The 14968-nt window shown below is 47.0% G+C and carries 13 protein-coding genes; 9 read left to right on the forward strand and 4 right to left on the reverse strand.

Annotated features, from left to right (window positions below):
- Positions 1-215: 215 nt before the first annotated feature.
- Both ABH09_RS08115 and ABH09_RS08120 read left to right on the forward strand, forming a co-directional pair.
- Complete coding sequence (locus tag ABH09_RS08115) at positions 216-1970, forward strand: ABC transporter ATP-binding protein/permease (RefSeq protein WP_253714015.1); 1755 nt, start codon at positions 216-218, stop codon at positions 1968-1970.
- Positions 1971-3674, forward strand: coding sequence for an amino acid ABC transporter ATP-binding/permease protein (locus ABH09_RS08120; RefSeq protein WP_253714016.1), 1704 nt, complete (start codon positions 1971-1973; stop codon positions 3672-3674).
- Between the two features lie 67 nt (positions 3675-3741).
- On the opposite strand, the gene ABH09_RS08125 is transcribed toward ABH09_RS08120, so the two are convergent.
- Positions 3742-6450, reverse strand: coding sequence for a CHASE2 domain-containing protein (locus ABH09_RS08125; protein ID WP_253714017.1), 2709 nt, complete (start codon positions 6448-6450; stop codon positions 3742-3744).
- A gap of 96 nt (positions 6451-6546) precedes the next feature.
- On the opposite strand from ABH09_RS08125, the gene ABH09_RS08130 reads away from it, so the two are divergent.
- From ABH09_RS08130 to ABH09_RS08160, 7 genes are all read left to right on the forward strand, one after another.
- Positions 6547-7005 carry a hypothetical protein gene (locus ABH09_RS08130; RefSeq protein ID WP_253714018.1) on the forward strand — a complete coding sequence of 153 codons (459 nt, stop codon included), beginning with the start codon at positions 6547-6549 and terminating at the stop codon, positions 7003-7005.
- Positions 7002-8201, forward strand: coding sequence for a hypothetical protein (locus tag ABH09_RS08135; RefSeq protein WP_253714019.1), 1200 nt, complete (start codon positions 7002-7004; stop codon positions 8199-8201). The genes ABH09_RS08130 and ABH09_RS08135 overlap by 4 nt, the downstream gene beginning before the upstream one ends.
- Before the next feature lie 63 nt (positions 8202-8264).
- Positions 8265-8969 (forward strand): FecR family protein, encoded by a 705-nt coding sequence (locus ABH09_RS08140; RefSeq protein WP_162663827.1) that lies wholly within the window; start codon positions 8265-8267, stop codon positions 8967-8969.
- A 112-nt stretch (positions 8970-9081) separates the two neighbouring features.
- Positions 9082-9645 (forward strand): O-acetyl-ADP-ribose deacetylase, encoded by a 564-nt coding sequence (locus ABH09_RS08145; protein WP_253714020.1) that lies wholly within the window; start codon positions 9082-9084, stop codon positions 9643-9645.
- A gap of 22 nt (positions 9646-9667) precedes the next feature.
- The gene (locus ABH09_RS08150; RefSeq protein WP_162663829.1) at positions 9668-9883 is read left to right on the forward strand and encodes a hypothetical protein; all 216 of its coding nucleotides are present in this window, start codon (positions 9668-9670) and stop codon (positions 9881-9883) included.
- Between the two features lies 1 nt (position 9884).
- Positions 9885-10862, forward strand: coding sequence for a PstS family phosphate ABC transporter substrate-binding protein (locus ABH09_RS08155; RefSeq protein ID WP_253714021.1), 978 nt, complete (start codon positions 9885-9887; stop codon positions 10860-10862).
- An 81-nt stretch (positions 10863-10943) separates the two neighbouring features.
- Positions 10944-12395 carry a bifunctional folylpolyglutamate synthase/dihydrofolate synthase gene (locus ABH09_RS08160; RefSeq protein ID WP_253714022.1) on the forward strand — a complete coding sequence of 484 codons (1452 nt, stop codon included), beginning with the start codon at positions 10944-10946 and terminating at the stop codon, positions 12393-12395.
- Here ABH09_RS08160 and ABH09_RS08165 read toward each other — a convergent pair.
- From ABH09_RS08165 to ABH09_RS08175, 3 genes are read right to left on the reverse strand one after another with little or no spacing between them, the layout of a single operon-like run.
- Complete coding sequence (locus tag ABH09_RS08165; protein ID WP_253714023.1) at positions 12313-13383, reverse strand: pseudouridine synthase; 1071 nt, start codon at positions 13381-13383, stop codon at positions 12313-12315. The genes ABH09_RS08160 and ABH09_RS08165 overlap by 83 nt on opposite strands.
- Before the next feature lie 7 nt (positions 13384-13390).
- Positions 13391-14377, reverse strand: a complete 987-nt coding sequence (locus ABH09_RS08170) for an RluA family pseudouridine synthase (protein ID WP_253714024.1) — start codon at positions 14375-14377, stop codon at positions 13391-13393.
- A gap of 1 nt (position 14378) precedes the next feature.
- Positions 14379-14951, reverse strand: a complete 573-nt coding sequence (locus ABH09_RS08175; protein WP_253715755.1) for a hypothetical protein — start codon at positions 14949-14951, stop codon at positions 14379-14381.
- Positions 14952-14968 lie beyond the last annotated feature (17 nt).

Raw genomic sequence — 14968 nt, forward strand, 5'->3', positions numbered from 1 at the left:
CTCTCTGATTTTTAATTTTTAATGAAGAATAGCAAGAGAAAGCAACACGACGTAACGGTGCGACGATGTGTATGCAGCTGGAAGAAGAGCCTTTACCATGGCAGGCGGACCATAACCGGAAATCTTTTTACAGGGGCATATTTGGTGTTTAGGATGTTTCCCATAGCTTGAGGATTTTCCCGCAGAATGGTAATATTATCTTCGTACATAACTTTATGATAAAGAAAAGATTAATTACGCTTTTGGCGCATTCGAAGCGCTACGTTTATTTAAACGTTTTGTGGCAGTGGCTCGCCCTCGTTTCGCAGATTGCGGCGGTGTTTTTTATTGGGCGTCTTTTGGAATCCTTGTTCAAGGGGACGATTACCTCAAAAGGAATGATTACGGCGGGTGTTGTTTTCATAGCGGTACTTGCAGTGCGGGCTGTTGCAACAAAGTATGCAACCCGCTATGCCTTTCTTGCCGGACGGGATGTTAAAACAACCTTGCGGGATGCACTCTACGCGAAACTGCTGAAACTCGGCGCAGCCTATCGGGATAGCATCGCTACTTCGGAAGTAGTGCAGCTTGCCTCAGATGGGATTGAACAGCTTGAAATATACTTCGGCAGATACCTGCCTCAGTTTTTCTATAGCCTCCTTGCGCCGCTCACCCTGTTTGCGGTGTTGGCGCCGGTCAGTTTTAAGGCGGCACTCATCCTCCTCGGCTGCGTTCCCCTCATCCCGATTTCCATTGTTGCCGTGCAAAAAATCGCCAAGCGGCTGCTCAGTAAATACTGGGGCGCTTATGCAGGGCTCGGCGACAGGTTTTTGGAAAACCTTCAGGGACTGACAACGCTGAAAATATATCAGGCGGATGAGGCAAAAGCCGAAGAGATGGACAGAGAAGCGGAACACTTCCGGCGCATCACGATGAAGGTGCTCAGTATGCAGCTCAATTCCATTACCGTTATGGATGTAATTGCCTACGGAGGAGCTACTGCCGGTATCATCACCGCAGCATATCAATTTGCCGCAGGAAGCATTTCGATTGCGGCGACATTCAGCATCATTCTCTTGTCGGCGGAGTTTTTTATTCCCCTCAGACTGCTCGGCTCTTTTTTCCATATCGCGATGAACGGAATGGCCGCTTCGGATAAACTTTTTTATATTCTCGACTTACCCGAACCTGCAGAAGCGAACGGCTCCATCGACAGCACCGCCGGCATCAGCGTTCAAGACCTCTCGTTCTCTTATACCGAGCAACGGGCAATCCTTGCAGACATCAATCTCACCATTCCGCACGGTTCATTTATCGCCCTTGCAGGGGAATCCGGGTGTGGCAAAAGCACGATTGCGGCGCTCCTTTCAGGAAAACACAAAAACTATACAGGACGCATTCTATTCGGCGCAGACGAACTGAAAACCATCGATGAGCATCATATCATGCGGCATATCACTGTTGTAAAACACAATGCGTATCTTTTTAAAGGAACGGTTAGGGATAACTTACGGCTCGCAAAGCCGGATGCCTCGGTGGAAGAGATGACCGCAGCGCTTAAAAAAGTAAACCTCTCAGACTTCTTAGATACGCAAAAGGGCTTGGACACCGAACTACAGGAAGGCGGTGTGAATTTTTCCGGCGGACAGCGGCAGCGGCTTGCATTGGCACGCGCCCTCCTCTTTGACAGCCCCGTCTATATTTTTGACGAAGCGACTTCCAATATCGACATCGAAAGTGAAGAGCGGATATTGCAGGTTATTCATGAGCTGAAACAGACCAAGACGGTGCTGCTTATTTCGCACCGGTTAGCAAACAGCGTAGACACCGATTGTATCTACTTTATGGAACACGGACGGATTACCGAAAAAGGTACTCATAACGAATTGATGGCGTTGGACGGCCGCTATTGTGCTTTGTATAAGAGCCAGTCGGAGTTGGAACAGTACGGCAGCACTGCCGATAGTCAAGCAGTACATGAGGAGCGATAAATGAATACATCCAAACGCAGAAGTGCCCTTACCATAATGGGTTCACTGATTACCCTTGTCCGCCCCCTCCTTCCCGTTATGGTGATTGCAATTACCGCAGGAGTGCTCGGGTTTTTATGCGCAATCTTTATCACCATCCTCGGCGGCGAAGCTGTTATCGCTGCGATTTATGACAAAGTACCGATCGCGATCGGAAAGACATTCTTCGGGCTCAGCCTTAAACAGATTGCTATAGCGATCATCATTCTTGGCGTTCTTCGGGGTGCGCTCCACTATGGAGAGCAATACTGCAATCACTATATCGCGTTTAAGCTTTTAGCAATTATCCGGCATAAGATATTCAGTGTCTTACGGAAGCTCGCTCCGGCAAAACTGGAGGGCAAAGATAAAGGGAATTTGATCTCACTGATAACCATCGACATCGAGCTTTTGGAAGTGTTTTATGCCCATACTATCTCCCCCATCGTTATCGCGGTGCTAACCTCCCTTTGTATGCTGATCTTTCTCGGCAGCCGCAGTCTTATTGCGGTACCGGTCGCGCTCGCAGGGTATATTACGGTAGGCGTGATTATTCCCCTGCGCAACGGCAAGCGGACAAGCGAACAGGGACTTGCCTTTAGAACGGAGTTCGGAAATTTGAATAGCTTTGTTCTTGAGTCCCTGCGCGGCTTGGAAGAAATTATCCAATACGGGGCGGGGGAACGTATTCGAACCGAGCTGCGGCAGCGGTCGGATAATCTCGGGAAAGGCGGGGAATATCTAAGTACACAGGAAGCACGGCAGCGTATTGAAACGAACACGGTCATTTTGTTCTTTACTTTTGCTCAACTTTTTCTTTCTATTATACTTTTCCGACAGGGAAGCATCGACTTTGCCGCCGCCGTAGGAATAACACTCGGCATGAGCGCCTCTTTCGGCCCCGTGCTCGCCCTTGCGCAGCTTTCCAACAATTTACATCAAACATTGGCAAGCGGCGACCGTATCTTGAGCCTATTGGAAGAACAGCCGCTCGTAGAAGAAATCCCCGCTGACGGCAAACCGCGCTCATTTGAAGGCGCTGCGGCCGATCATATTGATTTCAGCTACGGCAACGAACAGATATTGCACGATTACAGCGCCGTCATTCAAAAAGATAGCATTACCGGCATACACGGCGCAAGCGGATCGGGTAAGTCTACCCTGCTTAAACTGCTGATGCGGTTTTGGGAAGTGCAAAAAGGCGCGATACGCATCTCAGGCGAGGACATAAAAACCGTCCCGACCGGAGCGTTGCGGGCGATGGAATCCTGCGTTACACAGGAAAGTCAGCTGTTCAAAGGCACCATTGCCGACAATATCAAAATCGGTAAGTTGGATGCGTCGGAAGAAGAAGTCATCGCGGCGGCACAAAAAGCATCGATTCACGACTTTATTACCACCCTTCCCGATGGGTATAATACGCCAGTCGGGGAACTCGGCGACACCCTGTCGGGCGGAGAAAAACAGCGTATCGGACTTGCCCGTGCATTTTTGCACGACGCTCCCCTACTCCTTCTCGACGAACCTACCAGCAATCTGGATGCCCTTAACGAGCGTATCATCCTTAAATCGCTCAAGGAATCCGGCGCCGGAAAGACGGTTGTGCTCGTTTCGCACCGTAAGTCAACGCTGAATATCGCCGACGCGGTCATTAACATCGAGACAACCGCATCAGACGTTTTTTAACCATTAGAATATCGCATTTCAAGACAACCTGTTCTGAAACGGACGTTTCCGAACAGGTATTCCTATCCTATTTTTGCGTAAGGCTGAAAACGCCGTCCCAGTTGTCCGCAGGAGGCTTTTGGATAAAGGCCTCGCACTTACGCAGATAGGCATCGGAGGGACCATCATCAGGCCGCTCTTCGCGGAGCGCTTTAAAGAGCTTAAAGGCCTCCTTCCAATCCCGCCGGTCAAACACGCAATGAGCTTCCTCAAAACGGCGTAAAAAGTCGAGCGTTGCCGAATCGACTGCATCCTTTAATTCGACCAACTCCCATAGCTGCACCGGTGTATTGATACCGACAACGCGCACACGATCGAACCGGCGGGTAATAAATTCGTCGCCGATTTCGTTTTTCGTCATATCGGAAATCAAAAGCCATGAACCGTACTGTTTGTTTACCCCTTCCAAACGGGCGGCGAGGTTGACCGCGTTACCCATAATCGTATAGTCCATCTTCCGTTCGGTGCCCATGTTCCCGACAACCATATCGCCGGTGTTAATCCCGATGCGGGTTAAAAGCGGATTGGGGCTCATTCCCTCACGCATAAAAAGCTCGTTCAGCTCAACCTCTTTCCGCCTCATCAGCACTGCAGCACGGCACGCGAGGCGGGCATGTTCTTTATAATCCACCGGAGCGCCGAAAAACGATATAATGGCGTCCCCTTCGTATTTATCGATAGTACCGCGCTGTTCCAAGATAATATCGCTCATACCGGAAAGATAGATATTCAGCAATTTGACCAAATGTTCCGCATCGAGCGCTTCGCTTATTGTGGAAAAGCCCTTGACATCGGTAAACATTGCGGTAATCCATTTTTTCTGCCCGCCGAGTTTCAGCATAGAAGGATCTTCTATCATCTCATTGATAACATCGCCGGAAAGATACGTGCCGAATGCTTTGCGGAGAAAACTTTTTTCGCGCTCGCTGATAATGAACGATACCATCGAATAAGTTAAGAACGATACGAAGAGCGCCAATACCGGCGAAATGATAAAGATATAAATGCCGGTTACATTGAATATGAGTTGATTTACAATCAGCACAACGACAGACAGTACAACTCCCGCAATAATCTGAACAAGGGTGCTGAATCGGCGGATAACCACAATAATACCGAAAGAAAACACAATCGCGAGCAGAGCCGACACCCAAACCGGCGCTTGCTGTAAGAAATCACGCTGCAAAATAGTATTGGCGACCGCGGCATGCGTACCGACATTCACATATTCGCTGTGAAAGGGGTTAACACCGATATCGGTTGTACCGGTACTCGACCACCCGATAATACAAAAAGCATCCTTCAGTTTACCGGCAAGCGCCTTTTCCAGCTCTATATGTCGGGTATACGATGTGACGGCATTTGCATAGAGCGTTCCAAAATCGGCCTTTACCTGATCGTAGAGTCTCGCATCTTCAGGATTCCCAGCTTGTTTTGCCTCGTCGAACAAGTGCGCTACCGACGTACCGTAGTCTGTTTCAAAAAAGCTTTTTACCGTATCCCAATAGGTCTGCACAGCAGTAAGCCAAGCTTCCTTATCCTGCACAGCCCCCGATTCCAGGGCAGTACGACGCAGTTCTTCGCTTTCATCCCATAGCTGCATACATGTATCGATCGGCGCGTAGCCGGGGCCGAGGTTCCATCCTTGATTCGCCCGTAACAGGCGTAAACTGCTTGCCGTTTTTTCTCCGCTTTCGGCATAATCGATCAATAGATAGAAAGGAATATGAGTAAAGCTGTTTTGATAGTTTTTTTTCGGCCATCGAATCAACATCATACCGCTTGAATCAAGCGGTATTGAAACATTTTCTTCTTTACCGTCATACACGGCACCGATCAACGTAACGAGGTTTTTATCGATGACAACTTCGGGAGCCCCCAGTTTCTTCAACAACGGAGAAAAGGCAAGCTGCATAAACACCGTGTCGCCGATATTATCCGTCAGCCGGATACGCCATCTTACGCCGTCACTGTCGATATACACATTGGTAAACCCCGCCCCCGCCGCCATACGGCTGATTTCCGGTATCGGTACCAAGGCGCTCTGCCGCCCTTCCGATAAAGGGGCGTTCACTTTCAGTTTAGGATAGACAAACCGCTCTTTCGCAATCGCATATAAATCTTCCGTACCCTCGCTCGGAGGATCGTCCTGCATATTAACCGTAATAAACGACGAACCGAACAGCCGCATTGCCTGTCCTAAATAGCTATCGTTCTCTATCGCCACCTGCTTTGTATGCCGGTAGAGAGTATCCCGCGATTGATCGATTAAATCCACCAATTCGCTCCCGTATATTCCCGCCTCCGGCAGTGTAATTTGGTTATTGGCAAGCGCTGCAAAAATATCCTGTACATTTGCGCCGATTTCTTCAAAAGAAGCGGCAAACTCGGACTTTAACGCACCGTTTAAATAGGTAAAATCCACACTCATCGGGCTTTTATCGATATATTCAATATCGAAGACTGCAAACTCCGCACCGAGCTGTGTCAACGCTTCCAAGCCTTTTGCAATCGTATTACGGGGCCACGGATAAAGACCGACTTTTTCGATGGATACATCATCGATATCCAGCAGCACGATAGAAGAATCCTCTTTAACATCAGACTTTAGTCCTAAAAAGAAATCATACAGCCGATTTTCAACACCTATCCAAAACGGAAATAGGTAGACTCCCGCACTCAGTAACCCGATAATGCACGGTATAACAATTGAAGGCCACGATGTTTTTTTCTTCACTCTTTACTCCCCATTAAATCTATAGTAAGATATGTACGAGAGTTATACAATGGGAAGATGCTAAAAACTTCATTTTTTATTAAAAGGGGGGACAGAATGAAACGTACTGTATGTATTACCGTTGCGGTTTTGATTACCATAGCGGCATCATTCGGCCAAGCGGCTGAAAAGATCGATACAATTTTAGAGACTGAAAAAACAACCTTCGGACAAGCCGCCTATCTGATACAGACAGCCTTGAATGACGGATCCGACAAGCTTGATTTTGAAACGGCATTTGACCGCTTCAAAAGCGGAAATAAAAATTTAATACGGGATTCGGTTACGGCAGGCGATGTAATACCGGTCAAGACCTACGCTTTTTTATTAATGAAGTCCTTCAATATAAAAGGAGGTTTAATGTACCGCATCTATCCCTGCCCACGATATGCATATCGTGATCTGAAGTACCTCGCGGTTATCCAAGATAATAACGATCCCGATGCACCGATGACGGGATCTACCATGCTCCAAATACTCGGACGCATCGATACGGTACAAGGCGGTGAACAATGAAACGTATACTATCCTTTCTTATCATAGCGGGTGGTATGACAATGTATGCTGCCGCATTGGATTTCGGTGTCAACCTGTCCAATAGTACCGAGTTAAACGGTACAAATAAGACTTTTAACATATCGCAGGCAAATGCAGTGGAAGCATTCGTTGAATTTCCCGTAAAGGATTTTTCATCGATATATATTTCCGGCGAAGCCCGATTTTCAGGGGCTTTCCCTATTAATCCTAAGGGAGCAGCTCAATTGCTCCCGATCCACCAAGCATTTAGACTGAAAAGAACGGATTGGTCGGGCAGTAAGATCTTTAATGAGATCGGCTTGCAATGGTCAGTCGGACGTACTTCATTCAACGACTATTCAAATAAAATTTTGAGCGGTTTATTTGATGGTGGCAAAATCAACCTTATAATCAAGAAGGCCAACATTGCTTTTGCACTTGGCTATACGGGACTTACCTATAAAACCGATGCACAAATCAAAATAGATTTGGATGATATTGAGCGTTTGAACAATAAAAAAAAGGTACTTGCCCCTCAACGGTTGTTCTTCCTTCTTTCGGCCTCTTTCCAAGAGGTTATTCCTTCACATACAATAGGATTCGATGCCCTTGCTCAATTTGATTTACTTAAACTAACCGGAAGGACACACACGCAATACTTTATACCGTATATCCATGGACGGATAGGCAGGAATATTAACTGGCAATACTGGATAGCTCTCCAATTAGGAGAAGCTCCAAAATTTACCTACTCACTCGCATCGGGACTTGCAGTACAATATTTTAACCCCAATTGGCGTTATTTTACGGTAACCGGTAAGCTCAACTGGGCAGCAGGAAACTACGATGGTACAGGACCGATGCGTTCATTTGTACCTATTACAGACACAAAACAAACAGTTGTTGCCAATGGGTCGATCAGCTCGTTTAGCAATACGCTTACCGGAGGACTCACGGTAAACGCTCGCCCGATACAAGGTCTTTTAACGGAATTATCATACATACTGCTGACCTCTCCGAATACCATACGCTCGCCTGCCTACATGGGATCCGAATTATCGGCGAAAGTAGCGTATCAATTCCATAATGATTTTGATGCATCATTCACCGGAGGCATCTTTATACCAAATCGGAAAATTATCACAGCGTATAATCTGCGCTGGCTGACTGAACTGACATTTACCGTAAAACTATAGGGAACCGCTACAAATTGAAGTTTTTAGCGCTCCCCTATAGCGCTTCATTTTAGGAGGTGTACTATGAAAAGATATCTAGGAATTTTACTACTCTGCATGGCAGGAATTTTCTCAGCTGCAGCAGCTAACCTGACAGCAACAGTCACCGAAATTGCCGGAAAAGTTGAATGCAAACATCCCGGCAAAGATTGGAAAGCCGCAAAAGTAGGTGATGTTTTACCTGCCGGTTCTCTTATCTCTACCGGCTTTAAGAGTACCGCTATTCTTAAAACGGAATCGGCAGTACTGACGGTAAAACCTGTTACCCGCTTATCACTTGAAGAGCTGATAAAATCCGAAGGAACAACAAAAACGCAGATGTTTTTGATGGCCGGGCGGGTTAAGGCGGAAGTTACACCGAAAGAAGGCGAAAAAGCGGAATTTAAGGTTAAGAGTCCGACGGCAACCGCTTCCGTGCGCGGTACCGGATTTGAATTCGACGGATATAACTTATTCGTAGACCATGGAGCCGTTCAGTTTGAATCGGGTATCGGTATCGGAATACCGAAAATGGTTGCCTCCGGCGAATTCAGTACCTTGAGTCAAGTGGGTACGGTAACCGCTCCTGTGGCTGTCGCAACTGACACTTCGGATAACCGATTACAAGCAGCTGCTGCCTACACCGCATCCGGTATTGACTCAGGCAGTAACCGGCAGGGTATAGCCAAGCCTATTAGCGAAGAAGTCCGTCCCGGGTCTACCACAGTCAGCGTCGGCTGGGACGACTAACTCTTTTTAATCCATAACCGGCAGCAGCTCTCTCATCGACAAGCAATAGACTGCCGGTTTTTAATTCAAAAACATACCGTATTCGGTTCATATCGATCATAATTAGGAATTTATGGATATCAAAATTATCTGTGCAGATATAACTACGCTAAAAGTAGATGCAATTGTCAATGCAGCAAATACCACTCTGCTCGGCGGCGGAGGTGTTGACGGAGCGATTCACCGTGCCGCAGGCCCCGAATTATTGGAAGAATGCCGCGCACTCAAAGGATGTAAAACAGGGCAGGCAAAAATCACACGCGGATATAAGCTCCCTGCAGAATATGTTATCCATACGCCCGGACCGATCTATCAGGACGGCAAACATGGAGAACCGGAACTGCTCGCAAACTGCTACCGCAACTCGCTCATTCTTGCGGCAGATTTTCACTGTGAAACGATTGCATTTCCTTGTATCAGTGCGGGCGTATACGGCTATCCTATGGAGGAAGCTGCAACAATTGCTCTTTCCACCGTCTATGCCTACTTAATGGAAACAAAAGCGGATATGACTGTCTATCATGTCTGTTTTAATAAACAGACTGAAAAACTATACCGTACAATATTATCAAACATAATTATCAAACAGAGCGATTCAAGACAATCAAAAAATGGTAGGCGGATACTCACACGGTAACACAGGAACATGGAGAAAATAAATGGAATTTTTAATTTTTGGTCTTCCTATTGTAGCATTAATTTGGTTGATAAGTGCTATAATACAATTTTGCAGGACAAATAAAGAAAATATTGAAAAAAGAAAAGCCTTAAAAAAAGAAATTATAATTTGTTCAATAATTATTGTAGCATGGATTGTGATTATTGGGGGATTTTTGTTTTCTATCATTTATTCAATTTCTGTTTATGGAATGTAGCATGAAGAAAATTACTGTTATCCTTTTTATTATGATTTCTCTATTAGGAATGATAAGTCTCTTATATTCAGGAATACAATTTAATATTTTACATAGAAATTCAGGTATGATAGCTGTTGTAGCTGGGAGTAACGAAATCTCAACTCTTTCAATTGATTTAAAGGATTATCTTCCATTTGACAAGAACTCAAAAACAAATTATGTAAAATCAGATTTTCAAATAGATGACACCATTCCTGTACTTGATGGAGCAAGTGCACTATATCCGGTCTTTTCTGCGATTGCATCTGCAACTTATCCTGAAAAATCAGTTTGTTTCGATGGTGAAAAGTTCACCAAAGAAAGCAAAGTTCAAATGCGAAACACGAGAGGCGCTTACAAAGCCGTTGTTGATGGCGTTGCAGATATAATTTTTTGCGCCTCACCTTCAGAAGGGCAACTATTGTATGCAAAACAAAATAATATAGAATTAGAGTTTGTTCCAATTGGCTTAGAAGCATTTGTATTTATTGAGAATATAACGAATCCTGTCAATGATTTATCAATTGAACAAATAAAAGGAATATATTCCGGTAAAATTAAAAATTGGAAAAAAGTTGGTGGAACAAATACTTTAATTGCAGCATGGCAAAGAAAAGAAGGAAGCGGCAGTCAAACCGCATTCTTAAAATTTATGAATGGAGAAAAGATACGATTAAATCCTTTTGGCATTTTCTTTGGAAGTCCTATCGGTTACTCATTTCGTTATTATGTAGAAGGAATAACACAAAATGCAAATGTAAAAATGATTTCTTTAAATGGGATTGCACCAACAAAAGAAAATATACAAAATGGCAGATATCCTCTATCTTCACATTTTTTTGCTGTTTACAGAAAGGATAACAAAAATGCAAATGTAAAAAAGCTGATAGATTGGATCCTTTCTCCTGAAGGTCAAAAAATCATTGATAACAATGGCTATGTACCGTTAAAAAATTGAAAAACGTCCGTTCAACGGGCGTTTTCAACTACAACGATCATGAACAAACCTGACACCTCTGCAAAACGAGCGACAATCATTATGAATACAATATATACAGCTGCACCATCTCAAACGCTTATAGGCAATCTAAATGATTTTTACCGATGGCTTGACGGTTTTATCAACTTTGAAAAACGGCCGCATAACAAAGCATTTTCGCTTGAGGTTATCGGATACTATGCCGCGCTTTTCTCCAACCCGCAAACAGCATATAAGACAGTACACATTGCCGGCTCAAAAGGAAAGGGCTCAGTTGCGGCGATGCTTTCGGCCTTATTCTCCGAATCCGGTTATAAGACCGGTCTCTACACCTCTCCTCACGTAAACGACTTTCGTGAACGGATAACGGAAAACAGCCGCTTTTTTAGTAATGCAGCCTATCTTGAAACCTTCCGTGCCGTACGGCAGGGCGTACTGCCGCATATCGGTAAAGAGACTGAACCCCAACCGAGCTGGTTTGAACTGGTGACACTGACCGCCTTTATGCTGTTCCGGCAGGAGCGGCTCGACTGGGCGGTGTTTGAAACCGGCATGGGGGGCAGGCTTGACGCTACCAATATCGTGCAGCCGGAAATTACCGTGCTGACGCCGATTGAGCTTGAACATTGCGAATATCTCGGCAATACCATTCCGCTCATCGCGGCGGAAAAAGCGGGCATCATTAAAGCGGGGATTCCCGTTTTTTGCTCGCGCCAGCCGAATTCCGCGCTTGAAGTATTCAGGGGGCGGGCTGAAGCGCTCAATGCTCCGCTCTTTTATCTGCCCGATTTTATCGAAACGATTGAACACCGGCTGATACCGCAAGGCCGCGAAGTTACCATCCGCTTTTCCGCCGCGCATCCGGTAGGGGCGCTCTTTAAACGTCCGCTGCACGCAATACTCCCACTTTTTACGCCCGTACAGGCGGAGAACGCTGCGCTCGCCGCCGCTGCTTTTAAATACCGATTTCCCGATATGCCGGAAGCGTTAATTGAAAGCGGGCTTTCAAAGGCATGGCTCCCCGCGCGATTCCAGCTTTTAAGTACGAAGCCGCTGATTGTCCTCGACGGTGCGCATACGCATAACAGCATACAGACTTGTGCAGACACGTTTTTTTCTCTCCTCAACAACGGATCCGGCACACCGATCGGATCTGATGTGCCACCGAACGCCAAGCCCATGCTGGTGTTCGCCTGTGCGGCCGACAAAAACCCCGCCGATTTTGCGCCGATATTCTACGATAAAGTTGGTTATCTCTACTTAACCGTGCCGGGCGCGTTTAAAAAGGGGAATTTAGAAAAAACCGTCGGCGCATTTACACAGGTTTTCGGGAATGAGAACAGCGCTGTAATGGAAGCGAGCGAGGATTTTAACGCGGTATTAAAGAAGGCATTTACCCAAAGCATCGCCGAAAACCGGCCGCTGCTGATTACGGGTTCATTCTATCTGGCAGCGGAAGCGCAACGCGTATATTCTGCTGAGGGTTTTCAGGATCGGGGAACGCAAGGCTGACCGCGTAGAGCTGTAAGCTCACCTGTGCGGCTTCCGGTGGGGCTTCCGCTCCCTGTGGCGCATACAGGGGGTCACCAACAATCGGAAGTCCGGCTGCGGCCAGATGAGCACGCACTTGGTGCCGGTATCCGCGGGAAAGGCGGCAGCAAAGCCGAATGAGCGGCGGGGGCGAAAGGGATTCACAAACAGTTTCAGGGACGGTATCGTTTCCATCAATTGGAGACGGCAGAATATCAGACGTTTCTATTACCGTCGTATACAACCGCCCGTCTTTCTTGTAATGCCGCGAACCGGAAACAACCGGAGCAACCCTTTTTGCGCCGGGGCCGAAATTCCTAAACTGACTTTCCAGCGTAAGCGGTAATTGTGCTGCTATCCGTTCCTGTACTATTACCTGTCCCTGTGCAGCAGACAGCTCTTTCAGCATAGATAACTCCGTTGCATCGAAATCATACCCGTCATCTATCTCCGGGGCTCCGTTCGGTTCTACGAAAGCACAATAGGTTTTTATCATCTGCCCCGCTTCCTGCCGGGCAGCGAGAAAATCGTATACCACCTGATCCTTTGCAAAAAGCACAAGCCCCCGCGTATCCGTATCGAGCCGGTGCAGCAACCCCGCCTCAATCGCCTTTTTGCCGCGTACCTGCGCCTCCCGAATACGTCGTCCTGTCGGCCGTATCGCTGGTTTATTGCCGACCTGAACTTCCTGAATATCCCGCCCGTATTCGGCGGGCGGCTCCTGTGGATCTATCTGCGTAGCATCGAGTAGCGCATCTGTTTGCATATCATCGAATAGAACATCGCCCTCTGCCTCAGGGCTATGCAAAAACCAGTATACCAGCGTATTGCGTTCATCCGCTCGGAGCGGTGCAGTGGGGAGATGCGGCGGCTTATACACAACCGCCCAATGATCGGTTTCCCGTACAATACATGGTTCCGCTCTATTATAATCGAAAGCCGCCATTACCATATCAATATTTTTTTGCATAGGCGCCTCAGCTATTCCCCTGTGACAGCCGCGTCTGCAAAAGGCGCAGGACAGTTTGGAATTTTCGGGGCGGCGGGGCGGTAAATACGGCTTTTTTTTGTGTTGAAGGGAGCGTAATACCGAGCCGATACGCGTGGAGCATCAAGCCGTATTCCTTCCATTCAGTTTCTTTTTTCCCATAGAGCGGATCTCCAACAATCGGACAGCCGATAAACCGCGCATGGAGCCTAATTTGGTGGGTTCTGCCGGTATCGATTTTAAAGAGCACCAGCGCATACCGCCCATACACCCGCAGCACTTTATAGCGTGAGCAGGCATATTTTCCTTTAGACAGATCTGCCGAGGCGGCAAATCGAATACGACTATGCCCGTCGCGGAATACCGACGTTTCGATAATACCGGCCAGTTTTTCCGGTATGCCGTTCAGAATTGCGAGATAATATTTTTCTGTGCGCCGCAGCTTAAATTCGTTTTTTAAAAAGGCTTCCGCCTCGGCACTACGGGCGGTGATAAGGATGCCGGAGGTATCCTTATCAAGCCGGTGAACGATACCTGCACGCAATAGCTCGGCAAAATTCCCCCTCCCCTGCTCCGCTTCGAGCAGGCAGGCGAAGGCATCATGAATAGGCGACGTGTGCAAGCGGTAATACGCAAGCGCCTGCACCAGCGTCCCCGTCCAATTGCCTGCCGCAGGATGCGTAACCATACCAGCTCGTTTATTCACCACGATGACATCATTATCTTCATACAAGACACGGAGCGGAATAGGTTCGGGTATAAGAACATCGGGAAGCGGATTTTCCCATATCAGTGTGATACGGTCGCCCGCTTGCACCATGCTTGAAAGTTTTGCCTGCCGCTCGTTGAGCTGCACAGCTTGTATCCCTGTTTTCAGCTGTGAGCGGGTCATACCGGTAAGCACACTGCAGCAAAACGCATCAAGCCGCAGCTTACCGATCCCATTCGGTACTGTAAGCTCAAATACTTCAGACATATTATTGTGCAACCGTATCGGAGCCGCTGCCCTGTCCGGCAGGAGCTGCTGCAGTATTATTTTTAAATAATGAAGCAATTCCTCCGATAGAACCCGCAGCCAATGCTGCATCGGTCATAAGTTTCAGAGTCTGAGATTCAGCTTTAGCGGATTGCGTTATTGATATAAATTGAATAGGAGCTTCGGTAAGGGTATTCTCCCTCTCCAAACGTTTTTTTGCTGCAGAACGTTTAATCGCACGATACGTTATATCGATTAACGCGATCGTTATTGATATACCGGCAGCAGTAAGGAATACGCCGAGCTGTTCTTTTTCGGTAAGAGGGATCGCTTTGTCAACCTGTTTGAGCGGCCACGGATAATAGGCAGGATCTTTCGGGTGCTTCGCCGCACGAATCATATCGTAACCCCAAAAGGATAAAAGTGTAACAAAGGGGAGCGCCCCGAAAGACAGTATTTCAAACCGCCGAAGTTCCCGCTGCCAAAGCGGAAATTCCTCTTTTGTATAGGGAACCGGCGTATGGTCTTCTTTTTTTTCTTCTGCAATCAGCGGTATCTGTGCAACGGTCATCATACACAGAATAAAAAATG

Origin of the sequence: Treponema sp. OMZ 803 (assembly GCF_024181165.1) — a bacterium.
In the GTDB taxonomy this organism is placed as follows: domain Bacteria; phylum Spirochaetota; class Spirochaetia; order Treponematales; family Treponemataceae; genus Treponema.

Excerpts from the sequence above, each read along its gene's own strand:
- ABH09_RS08150 (WP_162663829.1), top strand. The coding sequence starts at position 9,668 with ATGGAATTTTTAATTTTTGGTCTTCCTATTGTAGCATTAATTTGGTTG.
- ABH09_RS08140 (WP_162663827.1), top strand. The coding sequence starts at position 8,265 with ATGAAAAGATATCTAGGAATTTTACTACTCTGCATGGCAGGAATTTTC.
- ABH09_RS08135 (WP_253714019.1), top strand. The coding sequence starts at position 7,002 with ATGAAACGTATACTATCCTTTCTTATCATAGCGGGTGGTATGACAATG.
- ABH09_RS08170 (WP_253714024.1), bottom strand. The coding sequence starts at position 14,377 with ATGTCTGAAGTATTTGAGCTTACAGTACCGAATGGGATCGGTAAGCTG.
- ABH09_RS08145 (WP_253714020.1), top strand. The coding sequence starts at position 9,082 with ATGGATATCAAAATTATCTGTGCAGATATAACTACGCTAAAAGTAGAT.
- ABH09_RS08160 (WP_253714022.1), top strand. The coding sequence starts at position 10,944 with ATGAATACAATATATACAGCTGCACCATCTCAAACGCTTATAGGCAAT.
- ABH09_RS08115 (WP_253714015.1), top strand. The coding sequence starts at position 216 with ATGATAAAGAAAAGATTAATTACGCTTTTGGCGCATTCGAAGCGCTAC.
- ABH09_RS08165 (WP_253714023.1), bottom strand. The coding sequence starts at position 13,383 with ATGCAAAAAAATATTGATATGGTAATGGCGGCTTTCGATTATAATAGA.
- ABH09_RS08130 (WP_253714018.1), top strand. The coding sequence starts at position 6,547 with ATGAAACGTACTGTATGTATTACCGTTGCGGTTTTGATTACCATAGCG.
- ABH09_RS08175 (WP_253715755.1), bottom strand. The coding sequence starts at position 14,951 with ATGATGACCGTTGCACAGATACCGCTGATTGCAGAAGAAAAAAAAGAA.
- ABH09_RS08155 (WP_253714021.1), top strand. The coding sequence starts at position 9,885 with ATGAAGAAAATTACTGTTATCCTTTTTATTATGATTTCTCTATTAGGA.
- ABH09_RS08120 (WP_253714016.1), top strand. The coding sequence starts at position 1,971 with ATGAATACATCCAAACGCAGAAGTGCCCTTACCATAATGGGTTCACTG.